At 62.1% G+C, this 21,892-nt stretch carries 26 protein-coding genes; 22 read left to right on the top strand and 4 right to left on the bottom strand.

All coding sequences use genetic code 11. The features are described from left to right. Positions 1-17: 17 nt before the first annotated feature. Entirely contained in the window at positions 18-593 is a 576-nt protein-coding gene (locus ACW8PS_RS00130; RefSeq protein ID WP_491525218.1) for a LabA-like NYN domain-containing protein, read from the bottom strand. 157 nt (positions 594-750) lie between these two features. On the opposite strand from ACW8PS_RS00130, the gene folK reads away from it, so the two are divergent. The 14 genes from folK to ACW8PS_RS00060 all read left to right on the top strand — a co-directional run bounded on the left by folK (position 751) and on the right by ACW8PS_RS00060 (position 11,040). Then, entirely contained in the window at positions 751-1,296 is a 546-nt protein-coding gene (folK, locus tag ACW8PS_RS00125; protein WP_491525256.1) for a 2-amino-4-hydroxy-6-hydroxymethyldihydropteridine diphosphokinase, read from the top strand. 78 nt (positions 1,297-1,374) lie between these two features. Next, complete coding sequence (gene rpoZ / locus ACW8PS_RS00120) at positions 1,375-1,728, top strand: DNA-directed RNA polymerase subunit omega (RefSeq protein ID WP_491525217.1); 354 nt, start codon at positions 1,375-1,377, stop codon at positions 1,726-1,728. Between the two features lie 25 nt (positions 1,729-1,753). Then, positions 1,754-3,874, top strand: a complete 2,121-nt coding sequence (locus ACW8PS_RS00115; RefSeq protein WP_491525216.1) for a RelA/SpoT family protein — start codon at positions 1,754-1,756, stop codon at positions 3,872-3,874. Positions 3,875-3,908: 34 nt separating this feature from the next. Next, positions 3,909-4,550, top strand: coding sequence for a DUF2062 domain-containing protein (locus tag ACW8PS_RS00110; protein WP_491525215.1), 642 nt, complete (start codon positions 3,909-3,911; stop codon positions 4,548-4,550). A gap of 29 nt (positions 4,551-4,579) precedes the next feature. Next, positions 4,580-5,323 carry a pyridoxine 5'-phosphate synthase gene (locus ACW8PS_RS00105; RefSeq protein WP_491525214.1) on the top strand — a complete coding sequence of 248 codons (744 nt, stop codon included), beginning with the start codon at positions 4,580-4,582 and terminating at the stop codon, positions 5,321-5,323. Continuing rightward, positions 5,320-5,829 carry a hypothetical protein gene (locus ACW8PS_RS00100; protein WP_491525213.1) on the top strand — a complete coding sequence of 170 codons (510 nt, stop codon included), beginning with the start codon at positions 5,320-5,322 and terminating at the stop codon, positions 5,827-5,829. Before ACW8PS_RS00105 ends, ACW8PS_RS00100 begins: the two co-directional genes overlap by 4 nt. Positions 5,830-6,031: 202 nt before the next feature. Then, a complete protein-coding gene (locus tag ACW8PS_RS00095) occupies positions 6,032-6,340 on the top strand; it encodes a Dabb family protein (RefSeq protein WP_491525212.1) in 309 nt (102 codons plus the stop codon). A 1-nt stretch (position 6,341) separates the two neighbouring features. Continuing rightward, positions 6,342-6,791, top strand: a complete 450-nt coding sequence (acpS, locus tag ACW8PS_RS00090; protein WP_491525211.1) for a holo-ACP synthase — start codon at positions 6,342-6,344, stop codon at positions 6,789-6,791. A 62-nt stretch (positions 6,792-6,853) separates the two neighbouring features. After that, on the top strand, positions 6,854-7,642 hold the full coding sequence (gene lepB, locus ACW8PS_RS00085; RefSeq protein ID WP_491525210.1) for a signal peptidase I: 789 nt from the start codon (positions 6,854-6,856) through the stop codon (positions 7,640-7,642). Beyond that, positions 7,639-8,331, top strand: a complete 693-nt coding sequence (gene rnc / locus ACW8PS_RS00080) for a ribonuclease III (RefSeq protein WP_491525209.1) — start codon at positions 7,639-7,641, stop codon at positions 8,329-8,331. The genes lepB and rnc overlap by 4 nt, the downstream gene beginning before the upstream one ends. 124 nt (positions 8,332-8,455) lie before the next feature. Continuing rightward, positions 8,456-9,361 carry a GTPase Era gene (gene era, locus ACW8PS_RS00075; RefSeq protein WP_491525208.1) on the top strand — a complete coding sequence of 302 codons (906 nt, stop codon included), beginning with the start codon at positions 8,456-8,458 and terminating at the stop codon, positions 9,359-9,361. A gap of 33 nt (positions 9,362-9,394) precedes the next feature. Further along, entirely contained in the window at positions 9,395-9,721 is a 327-nt protein-coding gene (locus ACW8PS_RS00070; protein ID WP_491525207.1) for a DUF1491 family protein, read from the top strand. 168 nt (positions 9,722-9,889) lie between these two features. Beyond that, positions 9,890-10,621, top strand: a complete 732-nt coding sequence (recO, locus tag ACW8PS_RS00065) for a DNA repair protein RecO (protein WP_491525206.1) — start codon at positions 9,890-9,892, stop codon at positions 10,619-10,621. 146 nt (positions 10,622-10,767) lie between these two features. After that, positions 10,768-11,040, top strand: coding sequence for a glucose-6-phosphate isomerase (locus ACW8PS_RS00060; RefSeq protein ID WP_491525205.1), 273 nt, complete (start codon positions 10,768-10,770; stop codon positions 11,038-11,040). Positions 11,041-11,085: 45 nt separating this feature from the next. On the opposite strand, the gene ACW8PS_RS00055 is transcribed toward ACW8PS_RS00060, so the two are convergent. Then, entirely contained in the window at positions 11,086-12,777 is a 1,692-nt protein-coding gene (locus tag ACW8PS_RS00055; protein WP_491525204.1) for an acyl-CoA dehydrogenase family protein, read from the bottom strand. A 171-nt stretch (positions 12,778-12,948) separates the two neighbouring features. Here ACW8PS_RS00055 and ACW8PS_RS00050 point away from each other — a divergent pair, with 171 nt between their 5' ends. Further along, the gene (locus ACW8PS_RS00050) at positions 12,949-13,719 is read left to right on the top strand and encodes a sulfite exporter TauE/SafE family protein (RefSeq protein WP_491525203.1); all 771 of its coding nucleotides are present in this window, start codon (positions 12,949-12,951) and stop codon (positions 13,717-13,719) included. A gap of 221 nt (positions 13,720-13,940) precedes the next feature. On the opposite strand, the gene ACW8PS_RS00045 is transcribed toward ACW8PS_RS00050, so the two are convergent. Further along, positions 13,941-14,357, bottom strand: a complete 417-nt coding sequence (locus ACW8PS_RS00045) for a hypothetical protein (RefSeq protein ID WP_491525202.1) — start codon at positions 14,355-14,357, stop codon at positions 13,941-13,943. Between the two features lie 43 nt (positions 14,358-14,400). Then, on the bottom strand, positions 14,401-15,999 hold the full coding sequence (locus ACW8PS_RS00040; protein ID WP_491525201.1) for a phosphoenolpyruvate carboxykinase: 1,599 nt from the start codon (positions 15,997-15,999) through the stop codon (positions 14,401-14,403). 305 nt (positions 16,000-16,304) lie between these two features. On the opposite strand from ACW8PS_RS00040, the gene ACW8PS_RS00035 reads away from it, so the two are divergent. Genes ACW8PS_RS00035 through ACW8PS_RS00005 form a run of 7 tightly spaced genes read left to right on the top strand, consistent with a single transcriptional unit; the run spans position 16,305 to position 21,726 of the window. Beyond that, on the top strand, positions 16,305-17,006 hold the full coding sequence (locus tag ACW8PS_RS00035) for a response regulator transcription factor (RefSeq protein WP_491525200.1): 702 nt from the start codon (positions 16,305-16,307) through the stop codon (positions 17,004-17,006). Next, positions 17,007-18,737, top strand: a complete 1,731-nt coding sequence (locus tag ACW8PS_RS00030) for a sensor N-terminal transmembrane domain-containing protein (RefSeq protein WP_491525199.1) — start codon at positions 17,007-17,009, stop codon at positions 18,735-18,737. A 3-nt stretch (positions 18,738-18,740) separates the two neighbouring features. Continuing rightward, entirely contained in the window at positions 18,741-19,199 is a 459-nt protein-coding gene (locus tag ACW8PS_RS00025) for an HPr kinase/phosphorylase (protein WP_491525198.1), read from the top strand. Positions 19,200-19,202: 3 nt separating this feature from the next. After that, positions 19,203-20,090: an RNase adapter RapZ gene (rapZ, locus tag ACW8PS_RS00020; protein WP_491525197.1), complete on the top strand. Its 888-nt coding sequence runs from the start codon at positions 19,203-19,205 to the stop codon at positions 20,088-20,090. A 30-nt stretch (positions 20,091-20,120) separates the two neighbouring features. Continuing rightward, on the top strand, positions 20,121-20,513 hold the full coding sequence (locus ACW8PS_RS00015; RefSeq protein ID WP_491525196.1) for a PTS sugar transporter subunit IIA: 393 nt from the start codon (positions 20,121-20,123) through the stop codon (positions 20,511-20,513). Next, positions 20,510-20,788 carry an HPr family phosphocarrier protein gene (locus ACW8PS_RS00010; RefSeq protein WP_491525195.1) on the top strand — a complete coding sequence of 93 codons (279 nt, stop codon included), beginning with the start codon at positions 20,510-20,512 and terminating at the stop codon, positions 20,786-20,788. The genes ACW8PS_RS00015 and ACW8PS_RS00010 overlap by 4 nt, the downstream gene beginning before the upstream one ends. A 38-nt stretch (positions 20,789-20,826) precedes the next feature. Beyond that, the gene (locus ACW8PS_RS00005; protein WP_491525194.1) at positions 20,827-21,726 is read left to right on the top strand and encodes a lysophospholipid acyltransferase family protein; all 900 of its coding nucleotides are present in this window, start codon (positions 20,827-20,829) and stop codon (positions 21,724-21,726) included. The last annotated feature ends 166 nt before the right edge of the window (positions 21,727-21,892 follow it).

The following is a 21,892-nucleotide window of genomic DNA, read 5'->3' as shown; positions in this document are numbered from 1 at the left end:
GCGGTGGTTCGAAAGGCTCAGCTTTCTTCGATCTCATATGCCTCAGGATCCATCACGCGCGGTTCGCGTGGCGGGCGGCCAACGACATCTTTCAGCTCGTCGAGTTCGATGAAATTGTCGGCCTGACGGCGCAGGTCATCGGCAATCATCGGCGGCTGGCTGCGGATGGTGGACACCACCGAGACGCGCACGCCCTTGCGTTGCAGGGATGCGACCAGCGGGCGGAAATCGCCATCGCCCGAGAACAGCACGATATGATCGACATATGGCGCGATCTCCATCGCATCCACCGCCAGTTCGATATCCATGTTGCCCTTGACCTTGCGCCGGCCCTGGCTGTCGACGAATTCCTTGGCCGGTTTGGTGACCATGGTAAAGCCGTTATAATGCAACCAGTCGACCAGCGGTCGGATCGGCGAATAGTCGTCATTTTCCAGAAGCGCCGTGTAGTAGAACGCCCTGAGAAGCTTGCCGCGCTGCATGAATTCCTTGCGCAGAAGCTTGTAGTCAATATCGAATGCCAGCGCTTTCGCCGCTGCGTAGAGATTGGAGCCGTCAATAAACAGCGCCAACCTTTCGTCCCGATAAAACATGTGTCTGGTCCCGTGAGTGAAATGGCATCGACCGCAATCCATGAGTGTGAAATGAAATGACAAACAATTACGGTCGACAATAGACTGAGAATAAGGGGTCATATCCAGTTTGCAACGCCCGGTCTGTAACAACACGCATACAAAGGCGCTGGTTGGCGTGGGGTCAAATCTGATCTCGGCCGCCGGACCGCCAGAAAATACTGTGTCTGAAGCTATTTATGCCGTCGGGCGGGCCACGGGCACGGTGCCGGAAGTGTCGCGGTTTTACCGCACTCCGGCATATCCGGCCGGATCAGGCCCCGAGTTTGTCAATGCGTGTCTGGCGCTGGACTGGGCGGGCAGCGCGGCGGATCTGTTGGCTATCCTGCATGGCATCGAGGCTGATTTTGGCCGGGTGCGGGGGCAAAGATGGGCGGCACGCGTGCTCGACCTGGATCTGTTGGCGCTGGGCGCGCAGGTTCTGCCGGATGAAAAAACCCACGCCGCCTGGCGGCAGATGGATCTGACCGACGCCGGATCGCAGACGCCGCCGACGCTGATCTTGCCGCATCCTCGGCTTCAGGAACGTGGTTTCGTGCTGGTCCCGCTGGCCGATATTGCGCCCGACTGGTGCCATCCGGTGACCGGCCAAAGCGTCACCCGAATGCGCGATGCGCTGGCTGGTGCCGATCTGGCCGGCATCGTGGCGTTGGCGGGGCAATGAGGGCCTTGTCAATCCCCCTTGTGGTGGATAGATAGTCACCTCGCGTTTCCTCAAGAAATAAAGCCCCGGAGATATCATATGGCCCGCGTGACGGTTGAAGATTGCGTTGACAAGGTTCCGAACCGGTTTGAACTGGTTATGCTTGCCGCCCATCGGGCGCGCGAAATTGCGGCGGGCTCGCCGCTGACCATCGACCGCGACAATGACAAGAACCCGGTCGTATCCTTGCGCGAGATTGCGGAAGAGACGCAGTTGGCCGATGATCTGCGCGAACGCCTGATCGAAAGCAATCAGACCCAGATCGAGGTCGATGAGCCTGAAGAGGACGCGATGGCGCTGTTGCAGGGTGTCGAGGCCGATCGCCCTGCCGCCGACGACATGTCGGAAGAGCAGATGCTGCGCCAGTTGATGGAAGCGCAAGGCCAGCGCTGAGTCTCGAACCGGGGACAGGCCCATCATGATTGATGTCGATGACCTGCTGAGCCTGGTGCGCAATTACAACCCGAAAACCAATGAGGCTCTGCTGCGCGGGGCCTATGCCTATGCCGATGAGATGCATAAGGGGCAAACCCGCCGGTCGGGCGAGCCCTATTTGACGCATCCCGTGGCGGTGGCCGCGATCCTGACCGAACAGCGGCTGGATGATGCCACCATTGCCACCGCCCTGCTGCATGACACGATCGAGGATACCAAGGGCACCTATGCGGAGGTGCTCAGGTTGTTTGGTGCCGATGTGGCCGAGCTGGTCAATGGCGTCACCAAGCTGACCAATCTGGAGCTCAGCAGCCGCGAAACCAAACAGGCAGAGAATTTTCGCAAGCTGTTGATGGCCATGTCCAAGGATCTGCGGGTCATTCTGGTCAAGCTGGCGGACCGGCTGCACAACATGCGCACGATCCGCCATATGCACCCCGACAAGCAGGCGCAAAAGGCGCATGAGACGATGGATATCTATGCGCCGCTGGCCGGCCGCATGGGGATGCAGTGGATGCGTGATGAGCTGGAGGATCTGTCCTTTTCGGTGCTCAACCCGGATGCCCGCAAATCCATCATGCGCCGCTTTGTGGTGCTGCAAAAGGAATCCGGCGATGTGATCCCGAAAATCACCGACGATATCGAGGCGGTGATGGAAAAACACGGGCTCACCGGTCAGGTCTTTGGCCGCGCCAAGAAGCCGTTTTCGATCTGGCGCAAGATGGAGCAGAAGGAAATGGCGTTTTCCCGGCTCTCGGATATTTACGGTTTCCGGGTGATCACCGATACCGAGGATGATTGCTACCGTGTGATGGGTGCCATTCACCAGCGCTGGAAATCGGTGCCGGGTCGGTTCAAGGATTATATCAGCCAGCCGAAATCGAACGGCTACCGCTCCATTCACACCACGGTATCGGGGCGCGACGGCAAACGGGTCGAGGTCCAGATCCGCACCCGCCAGATGCATGAGGTCGCCGAATCGGGTGTCGCGGCGCATTGGTCCTACAAGGACGGCGTGCGGGCCGAAAACCCCTTTGCCGTCGATCCCGCGAAATGGCTGGCAGGTCTCAGCGAGCGCTTTGAAATGGCCGAGGATCACGATGAATTCCTCGAACATGTCAAGCTGGAGATGTATTCCGATCAGGTGTTCTGCTTCACGCCCAAGGGCGATGTGGTGAAACTGCCAAAAGGTGCTACTCCGCTGGATATGGCCTATGCCATTCACACAAGGATCGGGCATAACTGCGTCGGGGCCAAGGTCGATGGTATCCGGGTGCCGCTCTGGACCCGGTTGAAAAACGGTCAGTCGGTCGAGATCATGACAGCCGAAGGCCAGACGCCGCAGGCCACCTGGATCGATATTGTCACCACCGGGCGCGCCAAATCCGCCATCCGCCGCCTTTTGCGCGAAGAAGACCGCGGCCGCTATATCCGTCTGGGTCAGGAACTGGCGCGCGTGGCCTTTGAACATGTCGGCAAGAAAGCCACCGACAAGGCGCTGGAAACCGCGGCCAAGACGCTGAACCTGCCAAGCGGGGCAGAGGTGCTGGCACGGATCGGGGCCACCGAGATCTCGGCGCGCGAGGTTGTGGCCGCGCTCTATCCCGAACTGGTGCGCGACCGGGGTGAGGAAGAGGGCGTGCCGCGGGCGGTTATCGGCCTGCCCGCCGGAACCGAGGCCGATCGCGCGCAATGCTGTCAGCCGGTGCCCGGTGAACGCATCGTCGGCGTTCCCTACAAGGGGCGCGGCCCGATATTGCATGCCATCGACTGCCCGGCACTGGCCGATCTGGATGCCATGGCCAATGACTGGATCGACCTGCATTGGACCGAAGGCCGCCACGCTGCTGTTCACAATGTCACGATCAACATCACCATGAGCAACGATAAAGGCGTGTTGGGGCGCATATGCACATTGATTGGCGAGCAGAACGCCAATATCTCGGACCTGCACTTCATTGACAGAAAACCGGACTTCTTCCGCCTGCTTGTTGATGTAGAGGTAAGAGACGCAGAACATCTATATGCCGTGATGATGGCCGTTGAGGCCGATAGTGATGTTGCCACGCTGGAGCGGTTCCGAGACCTTGGCCGGCGCCCCTGACGCGGGGCGATATATATTGGAGGACGAACACCCCATGGTGTTCCGACGCAGAGATGCCCGCCCCTGGCTGACAGTGGTTGCGCACTGGTTTTATCCGCGGGGCGGGTGGGGCCGGGCCATTCAGTATATTCGCCACCGTCTGCACCGCCTGCCGGGCACGCCTGAATCCATCGCCCGCGGTGTCTTTGCCGGGGCCTTTACCGTGTTCAGCCCGTTTTATGGGCTTCATTTTGTCATTGCCGCCCTGCTGGCGCGGATGATGCGGGGCAATATTCTGGCAGCCCTGCTGGCCACCTTTATCGGCAATCCGCTGACCTATGTGCCGATTGCGCTGATTTCGCTGGAAACCGGGAATTTTCTGTTGGGCCTGCCAATCACCGGCGGCGGCATCGGGCATGGGCTTGGTCAGGCATTTGCCGGTGCGTGGCGGGACCTGCGGCACAATTTCATGGCCATGTTCACGGATCGTGTCGCAAACTGGGATGAACTTCTGGGGTTTTACGACTCTGTGTTCTACCCGTTCATGATCGGCGGCATCATTCCGGGGCTGATTGCCGGCACCATCTGCTATTACCTGACCGTGCCGGTGATCCGTGCCTATCAGCAGCGCCGTATTGCCAAGCTGCGCGCGAAGGTAGAGAAACTGAAGGCTCAGGCGCAGCAACGGGCCGAATAACGCCATTGCTTCAGAACGGAGCCTTTGCCATGACCAATCTTCCCCGGCTCGGGGTGAATATCGACCACGTCGCCACGCTGCGCAACGCGCGCGGTGGCACGACCCCTGATCCGGTGCGCGCCGCCCTGCTGGCCGAGGCAGCCGGGGCCGATGGCATCACCGCGCATCTGCGCGAGGATCGCCGCCATATCTCGGATGCCGATATCGACAATCTGATAGCGGCACTGACTGTTCCGCTGAATTTCGAGATGGCCGCAACCGATGAGATGCAGGCCATTGCGCTGCGCCACAAACCGCATGCCGTCTGTATCGTGCCCGAAAGGCGCGCCGAACGCACCACCGAGGGCGGGCTGGATGTATTGCGCGAAGACCAGCGGCTGGCAGGCTTCATTGCGCCCCTGCGTGCGGCGGGCTGCCGGGTGTCGATCTTCATCAGTGCCGACCGGACCCAGATCGAGGCCGCGGCGCGCATCGGTGCGGATGTGATCGAGCTGCATACAGGGGCCTATTGCGATGCCTTTGCCGAGGCCCGGTTGGCCGAGAGCGACCGCGAACTCGCGGCCCTGCGCGAGATGTCGGAATTTGCCCATTCGCTGGGGCTGGAGGTTCATGCCGGTCACGGGCTGACCTATGACACGGTGGCTCCTGTGGCGGCTTTCCCCGAAGTGGCGGAACTCAATATCGGGCATTTCCTGATTGGTGAGGCGATCTTTCGCGGCCTCGCTCCGGCGATGGCTGAAATGCAGCGCGTCATCGCAGAGGCACGGGCATGAGGGCGCGACAGGCCAGGTGGCTGCTGCTTGCTGCGCTCATGGCCGGTGCCTACCCCTGGGCCGCCGCTGCGCAATCGGTGCGTGATTGCGACAGGTTTGAGGCAAATGCCCGCAATATCTATGCCCCCTATGCCGAAACCATTCGCCATTACGCCAATGGCGATATCCGCGTGATTGCGCTGGATGTGGGGGAACCGGCGCTGGGTTCCTTTCACCTGATGGTGACCTATCCCGCCCCGGATGCGCCCTTTGCGCTGTGCTCGCTTGTCTCCGGCAACGCCAGTTCAGGGTTTTACAGCCTCGATATGGGGGCCATCGCCGCGCGCTATGATCCAGCGCAGGGGTTGATCGTCAGCCTGCCGGTCCAGAACCTGATTGGTGGCGATGCGATTGCATCCGCGGTGTTGTATCTGACAATCAATCAGGCGCTTGGCACTGTTGTTGCCGCCTATGACGAAGCGGCCAGGGTGCCGCCGCTCGCGCCGCCCGCGGGGGGTGCCAAATGAGCGCCGTCGATTTCCTGATGCGGCTCTTTGCGCGGTGCCAGTCGGGCAGCGGCCCGGCCCCCGCGGCACCGGCGATAGCGGGAAACGCGAAGCCGACGGGGCGGTGCGTGGGCGATCTTACCGGGGCCAGCGCCCGGGCAATGCGCGTTCGGGCAATGCGCGTTCGGGCGGTGGGTCAGAAGAATTTGACGGTGCGGCTGACATGATCGACCATATCGTGTTGTTGAAGCTGCAAGACCCCACCGACCTGACCGGCTGCGCAATTGTGGTGTCGGGGCTGGCCGGGCTGGTCGGCAAGATCCCCGGTTTCCTGACCATCAGCCACGGCCCGAATATCGACGTCGAAGGCAAATCGCAGGACTACCCTTACGGGTTCATTGCCGGATTTCGGGATCGTGCCGCTTTGGCCCGCTACGCCGCCGACCCGCGCCATCTGGTCTTTGCAGAGCGTCTGGCAGCGCTGTGCGGCGGCGCGGATGGCATTTGCGTCTATGATATCGAGAGGGGCTGAGATGATCCTGGGTGTCGGCACAGATCTGGCCAATATCGACCGTATCGAGGGCACGCTGGAGCGTTTCGGCGACCGGTTCCGCGCCCGCGTATTCACCGAGATCGAACAGCGGCGCGCCGAACGCACCCAGGCCCCGGCAGCCAGCTACGCCAAACGATGGGCCGCCAAAGAGGCCTGCTCAAAGGCGCTTGGCACCGGGCTGCGCATGGGCATCGCATGGAAAGACATGGCGGTGACCAATCTGCGCAGTGGCCAGCCCATCATGCATGTCACGGGATGGGCGCGCGAACGCCTGATAGCAATGACGCCTGACGGCATGGAAGCCACGATCCATGTCAGCCTGACCGACGATCACCCCTGGGCGCAGGCTTTCGTGGTGATTTATGCGATGCCCGAGGGCATGGGCTGGCAGCCTTCGCCGCCTGCCGCTCCGGGCCGGTCTCTTGCTTGACACCGGGCGCGGCAAGGCTCATGTGAAACCCCCGACAGGTGCGATGAAAAGAGGCAGTAAGAATGGCAGCAGCAGCCCGTAAAAAGGACGGCATTTTGGAGACGGTCAAAACGGTCTTCTACGCGCTTTTGATTGCGGGCGTATTTCGCACGTTGTTTTTTCAGCCGTTCTGGATTCCGTCGGGATCGATGAAAGACACGCTGCTGATCGGGGATTTCCTGTTCGTCAACAAGATGGCCTATGGCTATTCGCGCTATTCCTGCCCGTTTTCGCTCTGTCCTATTTCGGGGCGTATCTGGGGGGCCGAGCCCGAGCGCGGCGATGTCATCGTGTTTCGCCATCCGGTCAACGGCACCGATTTCATCAAACGGGTGATCGGCCTGCCGGGCGACACCATACAGGTGCGCAACGGTGTGCTCTATATCAACGGCGAGGCCGCGACGCTGGAGCCCGAAGAGCCCTTCAGCGAAGTCTTTGAACCGCAAGGCCCAATCGGCCATCTGCCACGCTGTTCAAACGGGCCGGTGGGGCGGGGTGGCGAATGCTTGAAAGACCGCTATACCGAAACGCTGCCGGGTGGTGTGGAACATTCCATCCTCGATATCGAAAGCGGCAGCTTTGGCGATAACACGCCGGTATTCACCGTGCCCGAAGGGCAGTTTTTCGTGATGGGTGACAACCGCGATAACAGCCAGGACAGCCGCTTTCCACGTTCGATCGGGGGGGTTGGATTCGTGCCATATGAAAACATCATCGGGCGGGCCGATCGCATCATGTTCTCGTCTGCCGGAGAACGCATGATCTATTTCTGGACCTGGCGGCGGGACAGGTTCTTTCGGGCGGTCGAGTGAAACTGTCGGCCGATCTGCGCGCCTTTTGTGACCGGTTGGGGCATGTGTTTGCCGATCCGGAGCTGCTGATCCGTGCGCTTACCCATGCCTCGCTATCGTCAGACACGCGGCCCGATAATCAGCGGCTGGAATTTCTGGGTGATCGGGTGTTGGGGCTGGTAATGGCCGAGGCTGTGCTGGACCAGGACAAATCCGCGCCCGAGGGCCGTCTTGCGCCGCGTTTCAACGCGCTGGTGCGCAAGGAAACCTGCGCTGATGTCGCGCGCCAGATTGATCTGGGCGTGGTGCTGAAACTGGGCAAATCCGAGATGAAGACCGGCGGGCGGCGCAAGGACGCGCTGCTTGGCGACGCAATGGAGGCGGTGATTGCCGCTGTCTACTGCGATGCCGGCCACGCGGTGGCGCGCGAAGTGATTTTGCGGCTGTGGGGGCCGCGCGTCGCAGAGGTCGAGGACGACGCCCGCGACGCCAAGACGGCGCTTCAGGAATGGGCGCAGGCGCGCGGCCAGACGCCGCCATCCTATACCGAGCGCAGCCGGTCCGGCCCCGATCACGCGCCGGTGTTCACGGTAGAGGCCCGGATGCAGACCGGCGATGTCGCACGGGCCGAGGCGCGGTCAAAACGACAGGCCGAACAGGCCGCGGCACAGGCGCTGCTGGACCGGCTTGGCGGCGAAAAATCTTCCTGAAGATTTTTGCGCCCCGAAGAATTTTCCCCGAAAATTCTTCCGCATGGCGGCGTTGCATAACGGGAACTGGCCATGGCCGCAGTTTGCCTGTACATCGCCCTATACCCAGAACGGATGATCCAAGATGACCAAACGCGCGGGCTTTGTTGCCCTGATCGGTGAGCCCAATGCGGGCAAGTCCACTCTTCTCAACCGGATGGTCGGGGCCAAGGTCTCGATCGTCACGCATAAGGTGCAGACCACGCGGGCGCGCATTCGGGGCGTGGCGATGGAAGGTGAGGCCCAGATTGTCTTTGTCGATACGCCGGGGCTGTTTCGTCCGCGCAGGCGGCTTGACCGGGCCATGGTTGCCGCGGCCTGGACCGGCGCGGCTGACGCCGATGTGGTGGTGCTGATGATCGAGGCGCAACGCGGTGTCACCGCCGGGGTGGAGGCCATATTGGAGGGTCTGAGCACCCGCGCCGAGGGCCGCCGCGTGGCCCTGGCCGTGAACAAGATCGATCGGGTGCGGGCCGAGGTGCTGTTGGCGCTGACCCAGGACATGAACGCGCGATTTGATTTCGAGCAGACCTTTCTGATTTCGGCTGAGAAAGGCCACGGCGTCACCGATCTGCGCAAATGGCTGGCTGGCGTGGTGCCGGAAGGCCCGTGGCTTTACCCCGAAGATCAGATTGCCGATCTGCCGATGCGGATGATTGCGTCTGAAATGACCCGGGAAAAGCTGACGCTGCGGCTGCATCAGGAATTGCCCTATCAGCTGACGGTAGAGACCGAATCCTGGGAGGACCGCAAGGACGGATCCACCAAGATCGACCAGATCATCTATGTCATGCGCGACGGCCATAAGGGTATTTTGCTTGGCAAGAAGGGGGAGACCATCAAGGCAGTGGGCAAGGCCGCCCGCGAGGAGCTGGAGGCATTTCTGGATCGCAAGGTGCATCTGTTTCTTCAGATCAAGGTGCGCCCGGGCTGGCTGAACGATGCCGAGCGATATACCGAAATGGGTCTCAACTTCAGCGATGGCGGCTGAGATGCGATGGCCGGTTCGGGCAGGGTGGCAGCAATGCGACTGACCTCGGAGTTCTGGGTGCAGGCCTATCTGGCGCGGCTCCGGCTGGCGGATATTGCCGGGTTCGTGGTGGCGCATGGCGATGACACCGGTGGCGCGGTGTTGATCAAGCTCAATACGCTGGACGGGCAGGCGCGGCTGATGCAGCGCAGTTTTGATCTGATGCGCGGGCAACGCGCCTGGGTGGAGCTGGCCGCGGGCGATGAGGCGGCGGTTGATGCGTCGGTGGCCCGTCAGCGCGAATTTGACCCCGATCTGTGGGTGATCGAGGTGGAAGACCGCGCCGGGCGGCATTTGCTGGACCAGCCGGGGCTGGATTAGGCCGGCGACGCGGGGCTTCTTGTGGCCGGCGCTCCTCGGGTTGAGCCATTTTGTGGTATTTCAAAGGGGATCGTCCGGCGCAAATGTCGGAGCCTCCGGCGGGAGTATTTGCTGCAAAGAAGAAACAGGGGGTTGGAGCGGGGCCGCGGCGGGATAGGATCAGCAGATATGGAATGGCGGGAAGATGGCGTTTTGCTGGCGGTGCGAAAGCATGGCGAAAATGCCGCGATAATTGACGTGTTCACCCATGTCCACGGGCTGCATTCAGGCGTTGTTCGCGGCGGTGCGGGGCGGCGCATGGGTCCGGTCCTGCAACCCGGTGCGCAGCTGGATCTGACCTGGCGGGCGCGGCTGGAGGATCATTTGGGGGCGTTCAGCGTTGAACCTGTAAAACCGCGCGCCGCTGATATTCTGGGCGATGCGCTGGCCCTGGCCGGATTGAGTGCGGTTTGTGCGTTGTTGCGGTTCACCTTGCCGGATCGCGAGCCGCATCCGGCCCTCTATGATCGGTCGCTGGCTCTGCTGGATGCGCTTGCGGCAACGGGCTGGCCGCGGGTCTATCTCAGGTGGGAACTGGCATTGCTCGATGAAATGGGGTTTGGTCTCGATCTTGACCGCTGTGCCGTGACCGGGCGGCGCGATGGGCTGGCTTTCATATCACCGCGCACCGGCCGCGCGGTCCATGCCGACAGCGCCGGGGACTGGGCCGACCGGCTGCTGCCCCTGCCCGACAGTCTGCGCCCGGGCAGCACCGGGGCCGATCTGGCCGATATTCTGGCCGGGTTGCAGGTGACCGGGCATTTCCTGACGCAGAATCTGGCGCAGGCGCAGGGCGATCGGCCGGTTCCCGCCGCGCGAATGCGGTTTGTCGATCTGCTGGCGCGGCGCGGCGCGATCTGAGGAGCGGCGCAAACCGCTGTTTCCTGTCTGGCGGCAATTCGCCATACGGGCACCGCGTTTACACAGATCGAGACAGGATTTTGCCGGGCTGGTAGACTCGGCTTTGCATATGAAGCTGACTGCACAACCTGGGAAGGAGAGTCATGATGCGAAAGTATTTTGCAATTACAGCAATTGTCGTGGTGTTGGCAGGGGCGACCTGCACACCGCAGGAACGGATTTACGGCGGTGCCGCTACCGGGGCACTGATCGGGTTCGGGGTGTCCGAACTGGTGGATGCCAACACCGGATGGACAATCGGATTGTCGCTTGCCGGGGCGGCCATCGGTGCCGAAGTGGCGCGCAACAATCAGACCGGCCAATGTGGCTATAAGCGTGCGGATGGTCGCATCGACGTGCGGCCCTGCCCGAGATACTGACCACAGATGCGCCCGGCCTGAAACGGTCGGGCGCGTTTCATCAGGTCAGCCAATCAGCCGCCGCGCAATCACCTGCGCCTGAATTTCGGCGGCCCCTTCAAAGATATTGAGGATCCGCGCGTCGCACAGAACGCGGCTGATCTTGTATTCCAGGGCAAACCCGTTGCCGCCATGGATCTGCAAGCCGTTATCGGCCGCGGCCCAGGCGATGCGGGCCGCGAGCAGCTTGGCCATCCCGGCCTCAAGATCGCAGCGTTTGCCATGGTCTTTTTGCCAGGCTGAATAATAGGTCAGCTGGCGTGCCACCATGATCTCGACCGCCATCATTGCCAGCTTGCCGGAGACACGCGGAAAATTGATCAGCGATTTGCCGAACTGCTTGCGGTCCTGGGCATAGCGCATCGCCAGATCCAGCGCGCATTGCGCCACGCCAATGGCGCGGGCGGCGGTCTGGATGCGGGCGGACTCGAATGTCTGCATCAGTTGTTTGAAGCCTTGCCCGGTCTGGCCGCCAAGCAGGTTTTCCTCGGCCACCTTGAAGCCGTCAAAGGCCAGCTCGTATTCCTTCATGCCGCGATAGCCGAGCACTTCAATCTCGCCGCCGGTCATGCCGGGGGTCGGAAAGGGGTTTGCGTCATCGCCGGGGATCTTTTCGGCCAGAAACATGCTGAGGCCGCGATGGTCGGTGCTGCCCGGATCGGTGCGCGCCAGCAGCGTCATCACATGGCTGCGCGCGGCATGGGTGATCCAGGTCTTGTTGCCGGTCACTTCCCAGCCATCTCCGGTTTTCACGGCGCGGGTGCGCAGGCTGCCCAGATCCGAGCCGGTATTGGGTTCGGTAAAGACGGCCGTCGGCAGGATCTCGGCGCTGGCGATTTTCGGCAGCCAATGCGCCTTTTGCGCCTCGGTGCCGCCGCACAGGATCAGCTCGGCGGCAATCTCGGATCGGGTGCCGAGCGATCCGACCCCGATATAGCCACGGCTGAGTTCCTCGCTGACCACGACCATCGAGGCCTTGCTGAGCCCGAAGCCGCCATATTCCTCGGGGATGGTCAGGCCGAACACGCCCATCTCGGCCAGCTCCTCGATGATCTGCATCGGGATCAGTTCATCGTTGAGATGCCAGTCATGGGCGTGCGGTTCCACCTTTTCGCGGGCAAAGCGCAGGAACTGGTCGCGGATCATCTCAAGCTCATCCTCAAGGCCGGTCGCGCCATAGGTGGCGGCACCCGCCTGATCCTGCATCAGCGCCACCAGGCTGCTGCGCGCGGCCTGGGTATTGCCGGCTTGCGTCAGGGTCACGATTGCGTCGGTCATCATGGTGCGCTGATCATCTTGTGACAGGCCGATATCTTGCAGGCGCAGAATCTCGCCCTGGCTCATCGCGATGCCGCCATAGATCTGCCAGAGATATTCGCCAAATGCGATCTGATGGATCAGCGCCTCGATCTCGCCGAACTGACCGTCCGCGGTCAGTTTCTCGGCCCATGCCTGCATCTGGCGCAACGCTTCGACATAGGTTGCCAGCCAGGCCAGGCCATGCGCTGCGACCTGGTTTTCCTCAAGTTTTTCAGCAGAAACACGGGCCTCAACGCTGACCAATGCGCGCATCTTGTCGGTCGCGGTTTCCAACAGGGCAGCGACCGGCGCGACGGCGGCCCCGGTCAGGGTCAGCAGATCATCCAGAAGGGCGGTGCGGGGGGTATCGGTGGGCATGGCGGCTCCGTGATGGGGCATCGGAAATCTTCGGGTCTCGGGTGGCGACCGGGATATTCCTTTCGCAGGTGCAGCGCAAGAATAATTCGTGAGATGGCCCCGCCAAGACAATTAATGTCGCAGGGGAAATCGCGGGATGCAGGATTCGCCATGGTAGTATAAGGCTGCGATCGGGCAATTCATGAGGGCCGCATGGGCGCGATATTCGATCTGGTTCCGATGCCATTGTTCGCGCTGGCGCTGGTGATCACCTTTCTGGGCGGCTTCGTCAAAGGGGCCGTGGGCTTTGCCCTGCCGCTGATCATCATATCGGGGCTTGGCGCGATACTGGCACCCGAGATTGCGCTGGCCGGGCTGATTCTTCCGGCTGTCGTCACCAATATCTGGCAGGCTTTCCGGCAGGGGCTTGGCGGCGCGCTCAGCTCGATCCGTGGGCACTGGCCGTTCATCACCATCGGGCTTGGGGTCATGGTGGTCAGCGCGCAGCTGGTGCTGGCCCTGCCGCAATGGCTGTTCTATGCCGCCATCGGCGTGCCAATCACGCTGTTTTCGGCCACGCAACTGATCGGTTGGCAATTGCGTGTGGCCCCGCATCGGCGCGCCTTGGCGACGGTTCTGTTCGGCGCGTTTGGCGGTGTGCTGGGTGGGCTTTCGGCGATCTGGGGGCCGCCCACGGTGGCCTATCTGACATCGCTGGATATTGAAAAGCGCGAACATGTGCGCGTGCAGGGCATGGTCTATTTCCTGGGTGGCATCGTGCTTTTGGCCTCGCATCTGCGTTCGGGCGTTCTGAACGCCGAAACGGTGCCGTTTTCGGCGCTGCTGGTGGTGCCGGCACTGGCGGGCATGTGGGCCGGGCAGCGGATGCAGGACCGCATGGACCGGCCCCAGTTTCTGCGTGCGACGATGCTGGTCCTGCTGGTCGCGGGGTTGAACCTTGTCCGCCGCGCGTTTTTCGCGTGATTTTGCGGGCATGCGCATTGATCTGGCCGATCTGCCTGCCCGTTTCACCGGCCCTGCGGCCTGGCTTGGCCCGGACATTGCCGCCATCTGCTGCGCCTTTGGTTGTCGCTGCCCGGTGATCGCCTTTTGCCGCCGGTTTTTGCGCAGCGCTATGGCTCGATCGAGATTGGCAATCGGGGTGGGATTGCCCCGCCTGAAACCGCGCTGCACGCGCCGGTGGATTAATCCGCGATCAACGCTGCGCGTGCCAACCGCTGCATTCGGGCGATATAGGTGGCCTGCGACCAGCCGCAATCCTGCACCATACGGTCCCAGTTGCGCACCGAAAGAAGTGTCCATAGCAGATCGGTCGCTGCCTCCGGTGACAAGGCCGGGGTCAGTTTGCCATCACGTTCCAACGCCATGATTGCCGCCGCGCAACCTTCGCGCATGGCGGTTTCGCGGCCCGCCCAGGCAATGCGGGCCTCGGAATCATGGTCCTGGAGTGACATCAACGCCATGGCGACGCCGTGGATCTGTGGAATGTAGTTGCCCCAGGCGGCGATATAGGCCTCCAGCCGTTCGATGCCTCCGGTCGCGGCCCGGCTGGCGGCCCAGGCGGCCTGAGCCGATGCCCTGCCGGAAAAAAGGGCCCGCAAATCTGGCGGACCCTTCGATTCCGTCGGCAATGTTCGGACGATCTCAGCTGATTGCAGCCGCCTTTACGTCATCGTCGATGAAGGGCACGTATTGGGCAAAGTTCTCCGCGAACATACCGACCAGCTTTGTGGCCTGCGCGTCATAGGCGGTGTGGTCATGCCAGGTGCGGCGCGGGTCCAGCAGCACCTCGGCCACGCCGGGGCAGGCGGTGGGCACGTCAAAGCCGAAATTCGGGTCACGGCGAAACTCGCCCTGGCTCAACGTGCCATCCAGTGCGGCGGTCAGCAATGCCCTTGTGGCGCGAATTGGCATCCGGCTGCCGGTGCCATGGGCACCGCCGGTCCAGCCGGTATTGACCAGCCAGCAGGTCGCTTCGTGATGCGCGATCTTGTCGTGCAGCAGCTTGCCATAGACCTCGGGGCGCCGCGGCATGAAGGGCGCGCCGAAACAGGTGGAAAAGGTCGGCTCGGGCTCCGTCACGCCGCGTTCGGTGCCGGCAACCTTGGAGGTGAAGCCGCTCAGGAAATGATACATCGCCTGCGCCGGTGTCAGCCGCGCAATCGGCGGCAGCACGCCAAAGGCATCACAGGTCAGCATGATGATGGTATTGGGCTGCCCGCCCATCGCTGTCTCGGAGGCGTTCGAGATATAATGCAGCGGATAGGCGCAGCGCATATTGGCGGTCAGGCTGTCATCGTCGAAATCCAGCGCCTTGGTGTGGGGGTCATAGACCATGTTTTCGATCACGGTGCCGAATTTGGTCGTGGTGGCAAAGATCTCGGGCTCGGCCTCCTGGCGCAGATTGATGGTCTTGGCGTAGCAGCCGCCCTCAAAGTTGAAGATGCCCTTTTCCGACCAGCCATGTTCATCATCGCCAATAAGCACCCGCGCCGGATCAGCCGAAAGGGTGGTTTTTCCGGTGCCGCTGAGGCCAAAGAAAATCGCGGCATCCTGAGGATCTCCAACCGCGTGGTTGGCCGAACAATGCATCGCCATCACGCCCTTGCCGGGCAGGATGTAATTGAGCAGCGTAAAGACCGATTTCTTGTTCTCACCGGCATAGGCGGTGCCGCCGATCAGGATCAGCCTGGCGTCGAAATTCAGCGCGATGACGGTTTCAGAGCGGCACCCGTGGCGCGCCGGATCAGCCTGAAAGCTGGGGCAGTTGATGATGGTGTATTCCGGCACGAAACCATCCAGCTCGTCGCTTGCCGGGCGGCGCAGCATGTGCCGGATGAACAGGCTGTGCCAGGCCAGTTCGGTGACCAGGCGCACATCCAGCCGGTGTTCCGGATCGGCCCCGCCATAAAGATCCTGCACGAAATATTCGCCGCCCTTCATATGGGCCAGCATGTCGGCATGCAGCCGGTCAAAGGCGGTCGGGTCCATCGGCTGGTTGTTGTCCCACCAGATGGTGTCTTCGACGCCGGGGGTGCGGACCACGAACTTGTCATTGGGCGAGCGGCCGGTATGTTTGCCGGTGCTGCACAGAAATGCGCCGCCCTGGCCAAGCGTGCCTTCGCCAGCCTTGATGGCGGCTTCGATCAGCGCGGGCTCCAGCAGGTTGTAGTGAACCGCTCCGAGGTCTGAAATGCCCTGGGCTTCCAGCGTCTGTGCCGGGTTCACGCGTCCTGAGATCATACTGCAAGCTCCTGCGCCGGTCTGCCCGGCGTCTGGTAGGTTAATCAAGCGCGAAACCGGAGCAAACCAGCCGCAATTCACCCCCTATAACATGGCGATTTCGGCAGTGAACAGGGCGCAATCGCACAGTTAGCGCAACCAACTGTGGCCAAAATCACGCTGTTAGCGCCGCTTTAAGCAGGTTTGGTTAGGAAATGGGCATGGTGTGAAAGGTGATTCGCAACTTAGAGATTGATTCTAAAGCCCGAAACCAAGACAATGACAAAAAAATAACATAAATCGGGCAGCAATAAGGACACATCACAATGTCGAGGATCGCACTTGTCGATGATGACAGGAATATCCTGACCTCCGTTTCCATGACATTGGAAGCGGAAGGATTTGAAGTAGAAACCTATAATGACGGTCAGTCGGCTCTGGATGCGTTTTCGCGCCGGATGCCCGAACTTGCCGTGCTGGATATCAAGATGCCGCGGATGGACGGCATGGATCTCCTGCAGCGTCTGCGCCAGAAAAGCGCGGTTCCGGTGATCTTTCTCACCTCCAAGGATGATGAGATTGATGAGCTGATGGGCCTTCGCATGGGGGCTGACGACTACGTGCGCAAACCGTTTTCGCAGCGCCTGCTGGTCGAACGTATCCGGTCGATCCTGCGGCGTCAGGAGGCGATTGCCTCGGATGCGACCGATTCGCCCGAGGAAAGCCAGGTCATGGAACGCGGCCAGCTTACGATGGATCCGCTGCGCCACGCGGTAAAGTGGAAAGGCCTTGATGTCTCGCTGACCGTCACGGAATTCCTGCTGTTGCAGGCTCTGGCGCAACGCCCCGGCTTTGTGAAATCGCGCGACCAACTGATGGATGTGGCCTATGATGAACAGGTCTATGTCGACGACCGCACCATCGACAGTCATATCAAACGCCTGCGCAAAAAGATGCGTGAGGTTGATAACGACTTCTCGGCGATCGAAACGCTTTACGGCATCGGCTACAGATATAACGAAGAGTAGATGACACTGGCCTCCGATATCGGGACACCGAACAGACGCGCCGACGATGGATCGGGGATTGTTCTGGGTGAAGATTGGGACCGTCCCGCGGGGGCGGTCGAATCCGAGCTCAGGGATGCCCGGGCCCGGCGCGGCTTCATTTCGCTGAACCGCTCGCCTTTGGCGCGCAAGATCATCCTGTTCAACCTGGTTGCCCTTGTGGTGCTGGTTGCGGGCGTGCTCTATCTCAACTCGTTCCGCGACTCTCTGGTGATGCAGCGCGAACGCGCTTTGGCGGTCGAGGCGCAACTGGTGGCCAATGTGTTCGAGGCCAGCCTGCCGCGCACCGCGCCCGCCAATCTCGTGACCCGCGACGGCATTGATGCCGAAGAGGTGCTGGCCTCTCTCAACCTTGCGCAGGGCATGGATGTGTTTGTGTTTGCCACAGATCAAAGTCTGGTGGCCTCGACCGACACCACCGACGCGGGCGGCACGCGCGCGGTTCAGGGTCTGACCGAGCCTGATTTCACCACTCAGCCGATTACCGATTTCCTCAATGCCGTCTGGGATCTGATCGCCGGCGCGCTCTCGTCGCGCACGCTGGAGGGCCTGCCCGAAACAACCCAGGCCATGGCCCGCGCCATGGTGGCCGATGCATTGGCCGGCAACACTGTTCTGCGCGGTGGCACCAGCGAAACCGGGGCCGTCTTTACCGCCGCCTCCCCGATCGAGGGGCCAAATGGCATTGTCGGCGTGGTCGCGCTGGCCACTGCCTCGGGTGAGATTGATCAACTGGTCCGCGCCGAACGCGAACAGGTCCTGCAAATGTTCTTCATCGCGCTTTTGGTGTCCATCGGGCTTAGTCTGCTGCTGGCCTCGACCATCGCCAACCCGCTATCGGATCTGTCTGCCGCCGCCGAACTGGGCCGAGACAAGAACGCCCGCAAGATGAGCCCGACACGCGTGCGCATCCCCGATCTGACCGGTCGCCCCGATGAGATCGGGCGCCTTTCCGGCGCGCTGCGCGGTATGGTGGCGGCCCTGTATGACCGCATCGACAGCAATGAACAATTCGCGGCCGATGTCGCGCATGAGATCAAGAACCCGCTGGCGTCGCTGCGCTCGGCCGTCGGCACCATGAGCGTGGCGCGCACCGAAGATCAGCGCGCGCGCCTGCTGGAGGTTATCGAACATGACGTGCGGCGCCTGGATCGTCTGGTCTCTGACATCTCAAACGCCTCGCGGCTCGACAGTGACCTGGTCAAGGAAGAGGAAGACGAGTTCGACCTGGTCCACATGCTGTCCAACCTGGCGGAATATAACGGCGAAGACGCCCGTTCGCGCGGCATCGAATTCATTTCCGACCTGCCTGGCGAACCGGTCCGTATCAACGGGCTGGAAGGGCGCCTGGCGCAGGTATTTGTCAACCTCATCACCAACGCGATCTCATTTTGCGAATCCGGTGATGCGGTGCGCCTCTGGGCGCGCCAGCGTGATAATCGTGTGCTGATCGTGGTCGAGGATACCGGCCCCGGCATTCCCGAAGCCGCATTGACCAAAGTGTTCAACCGCTTCTATTCGGAGCGCCCCGTTCAGCAATTCGGCGATCACTCCGGCCTTGGTCTGGCGATCTCGAAGCAGATCGTCGAGGCGCATGGTGGCGTGATCTGGGCCGAAAACATCCGCCCGACCGAGGCTGACCTGACCTCGGAACCGCTCGGCGCGCGCTTTGTCGTCGGCCTGCCGCTCTAGGCCATGACCGGTGCTGATCTGACCCGGCTCGATGCCTTCAGCCACGTCACCGAAGACGGGTTTTTTCTGCGCGCCACGGGGGTTTGCCTGGCAGATCGCGGGCTGGCCGTGATCGGCTTGGCGGGCAGTGGTAAATCCTGCCTCGCGCTGCAGATGATGGCCCTTGGGGCGCGCCTGGTGTCGGATGACGGGCTCTGGCTTGATGCCGCAAACCAAATGATCCGCCCGGACAGCGCGCCCGATATGATCGAGGCGCGCGGCATCGGCCTTTTGCAAGCCCGCCCGGTTGCCTCGGCCCCGCTTTGCGTTGTCGTTGATCTTGACCGCTCTGAGCCCGACCGCCTGCCGCCCTGGCGCGAAACCATGGCCCCGGGCGGGCCGGTTGCGTTGATCCTGGGGCGGGGTCACCCTTGTCTTGCCGCCGCGCTCTGCCAATATCTGGCCCATGGACGGGCGGAGTAAGCCATGAGCGAGACCTTCAATCAGGATGATGAGGCGATGCGCATCGTCTTTGTTTCAGGGCCATCGGGTGCCGGGCGGTCAACCGCGATCCGGGCGCTGGAGGATCTCGGGTTCGAGGCCATCGACAATCTGCCGCTGACGCTGTTGCCACGGCTTCTGGCCGGTCCGCCGCTGGCCCGTCCGCTGGCGCTTGGCACCGATACCCGCAACCGCGATTATTCCGCGCAGGCGCTGATTGGCGCGGTCGATCATCTGGCGGCAAACCCCGAATATCTGACCGATCTGGTCTATCTCGATTGTGCGCCCGAGGTTCTGGTGCGCCGCTATTCCGAAACCCGCCGCCGCCACCCGCTGGCCCCCGAGGACCGGCCCATTCTGGGGATCGAGCTGGAACGCGATCTGCTGGCCCCGGTGCGGGCGCGCGCCGGCATCCTGATCGACACGTCGGACCTGACGCCGCATGATCTGCGCGCCGAGGTGCAGCGCTGGTTCGCACCGGGCGGACACCAACAGCTGGCCCTGTCGATCCAGTCCTTCTCATATAAACGCGGCCTGCCAAGCGGGGCCGATCTGGTGCTTGATTGCCGGTTCCTGAGCAACCCCTATTGGCAGCCCGAGCTGCGCGATCTGGACGGCCGCGACCCGGCCGTTGTCGAGCACATCACCGCCGACCCCCGGTTTGCGACATTTCTGGCCCAGGTCACCGCGCTGCTTGAAACCCTGCTGCCGGCCTATCGAGATGAAGGAAAAGCCCATCTTTGCGTGGCTTTCGGGTGTACCGGAGGGCAACACAGGTCGGTTGCAATGGCCGAAAAACTGGCGGCCCATCTTGCGCAAGCCGGTTGGCAGGTGTCTAAACGGCATCGGGAAATTGAACGCCGGGGTGCATAGCGTGCCCTGTAACACCGGAAAGCAGTCAGATTGATCGGCATTGTGATCGTTGCACATGGCGGCCTTGCGCGTGAATTGCACAGGGCCATGGAACATGTGGTCGGGCGTCAGTCCGGCGTGATCACCATTTCCATCGGCCCGGATGATGACCGCTCCCGCCGCCAGCGAGAGATCTGCGATGCCGCCGATGCGGTCGATACCGGCGATGGCGTGGTCGTGGTAACCGATATGTATGGCGGTTCACCGTCGAACCTGTCGCTGCGCGCCTGTCGGCCATCCAATCGCAAGATCCTGACCGGTGTGAACCTGCCGATGCTGATCAAACTGGCCAAATCGCGCGGCCTGCCGGTTGACGATGCGGTGCATCTGGCGGCCGAGGCAGGGCGGCGCTACATCAACAGCTTTGACGGAACGCCCGAATGACGACCCCCATCCGGCAGAGGCTTGAGATTGTCAATATCAAGGGGTTGCATGCCCGCGCATCGGCCAAATTTGTTGAAACGGTTGAGGGTTTTGACGCCACAGCTGACGTTTTCAAGGATGGGCTGAGTGCCGCCGGAGACTCGATCATGGGCCTTTTGATGTTGGCAGCCTCGATTGGAACCACTATTGAGGTTGAGACCAGCGGGCCTGAAGCAACGGCGCTGGCCGAGGCATTGGCTGCTCTCGTTGCCGACAAGTTCGGCGAAGGCATGTGAGGCGGCCACATGGAGTGCCATTGGGGGGTTTTCGCGCGTTGACCGATATCACAACGCCCAATAACCGGGTGCAAAACTCGGTTCAGGAACCCGAAGTGCCGGTCGTCTATGACCGCCGCTCGCTGACTTATGCCAACAGTTTTGATTCGCCGCTGGTCCGGACCGTCATCAAGACGATCGAATGGATGACCGGCAAGTTGACCATCATCCGGCGCGTTCGCGCCTTTGAGAATTTGGGGACGTTCAAGGGGCAGGCGTTCTGGCCCGCCACGATGCAGATAATGGGCATCGACCTGGAAACGCCGGCCCATCAGCTTGACCGCATCCCGGCGACCGGCCCGGTGGTCTTTGTCGCCAACCACGCGCATGGGCTGGTCGATGGCATGATCCTGGCGGATCTGATCGGGCGGCGGCGCAATGATTACCGCATTCTGACCCGATCGATCCTGACCGGAATTGATGAAAGCGCCGCCAGCTACATGATCCCGGTGCCGTTTCCGCACCAGCCCGACGCGCAGGCCGAAATGATCCGCATGCGCGCCCAATGCATGGCGCATCTGGCCGATAACGGGCTGATCGCACTGTTTCCCTCGGGCGTTGTGGCGGCATCCGAGACCATGTTCGGCCCGGTGGTCGAGGCGGAATGGAACGTGTTCACCGCCAAGATGATCCGAAAATCGGGTGCCACCATCGTGCCGTGCTATTTTCAGGGCAAGAATTCGCGCGCCTATCAGATGGCCAACCGGGTGTCGCCTGCAATCCGGCAGGGATTGCTTTTGCATGAAGTGGTCAAGGCCTTTGACAAACCGCAGGCCCCGATCATCGGCAACCCCATCCTGCCGCAGGAATGGGAGGAGCCGATCAAGCATCCGCGCCAGTTCATGGCCTGGTTGAGGGCGCGCACCTTGTCACTGGCCGATGACCCGGATCAGGGGTGAGCCTTTCATGGCCGGTTTCGCCGCGCTGACGCGCGCCGACCCGGGGGGGGGGGGGGGGGGGGGGGGGGGGGGGGGGGGGGGGGGGGGGGGGGGGGGGGGGGGGGGGGGGGGGGGGGGGGGGGGGGGGGGGGGGGGGGGGGGGGGGGGGGGGGGGGGGGGGGGGGGG

This window comes from Alterinioella sp. (genome assembly GCF_058343375.1).
The sequence above is the reverse complement of the archived record's forward strand: the minus strand, read 5'-3'. Positions and strand labels throughout refer to the sequence as shown.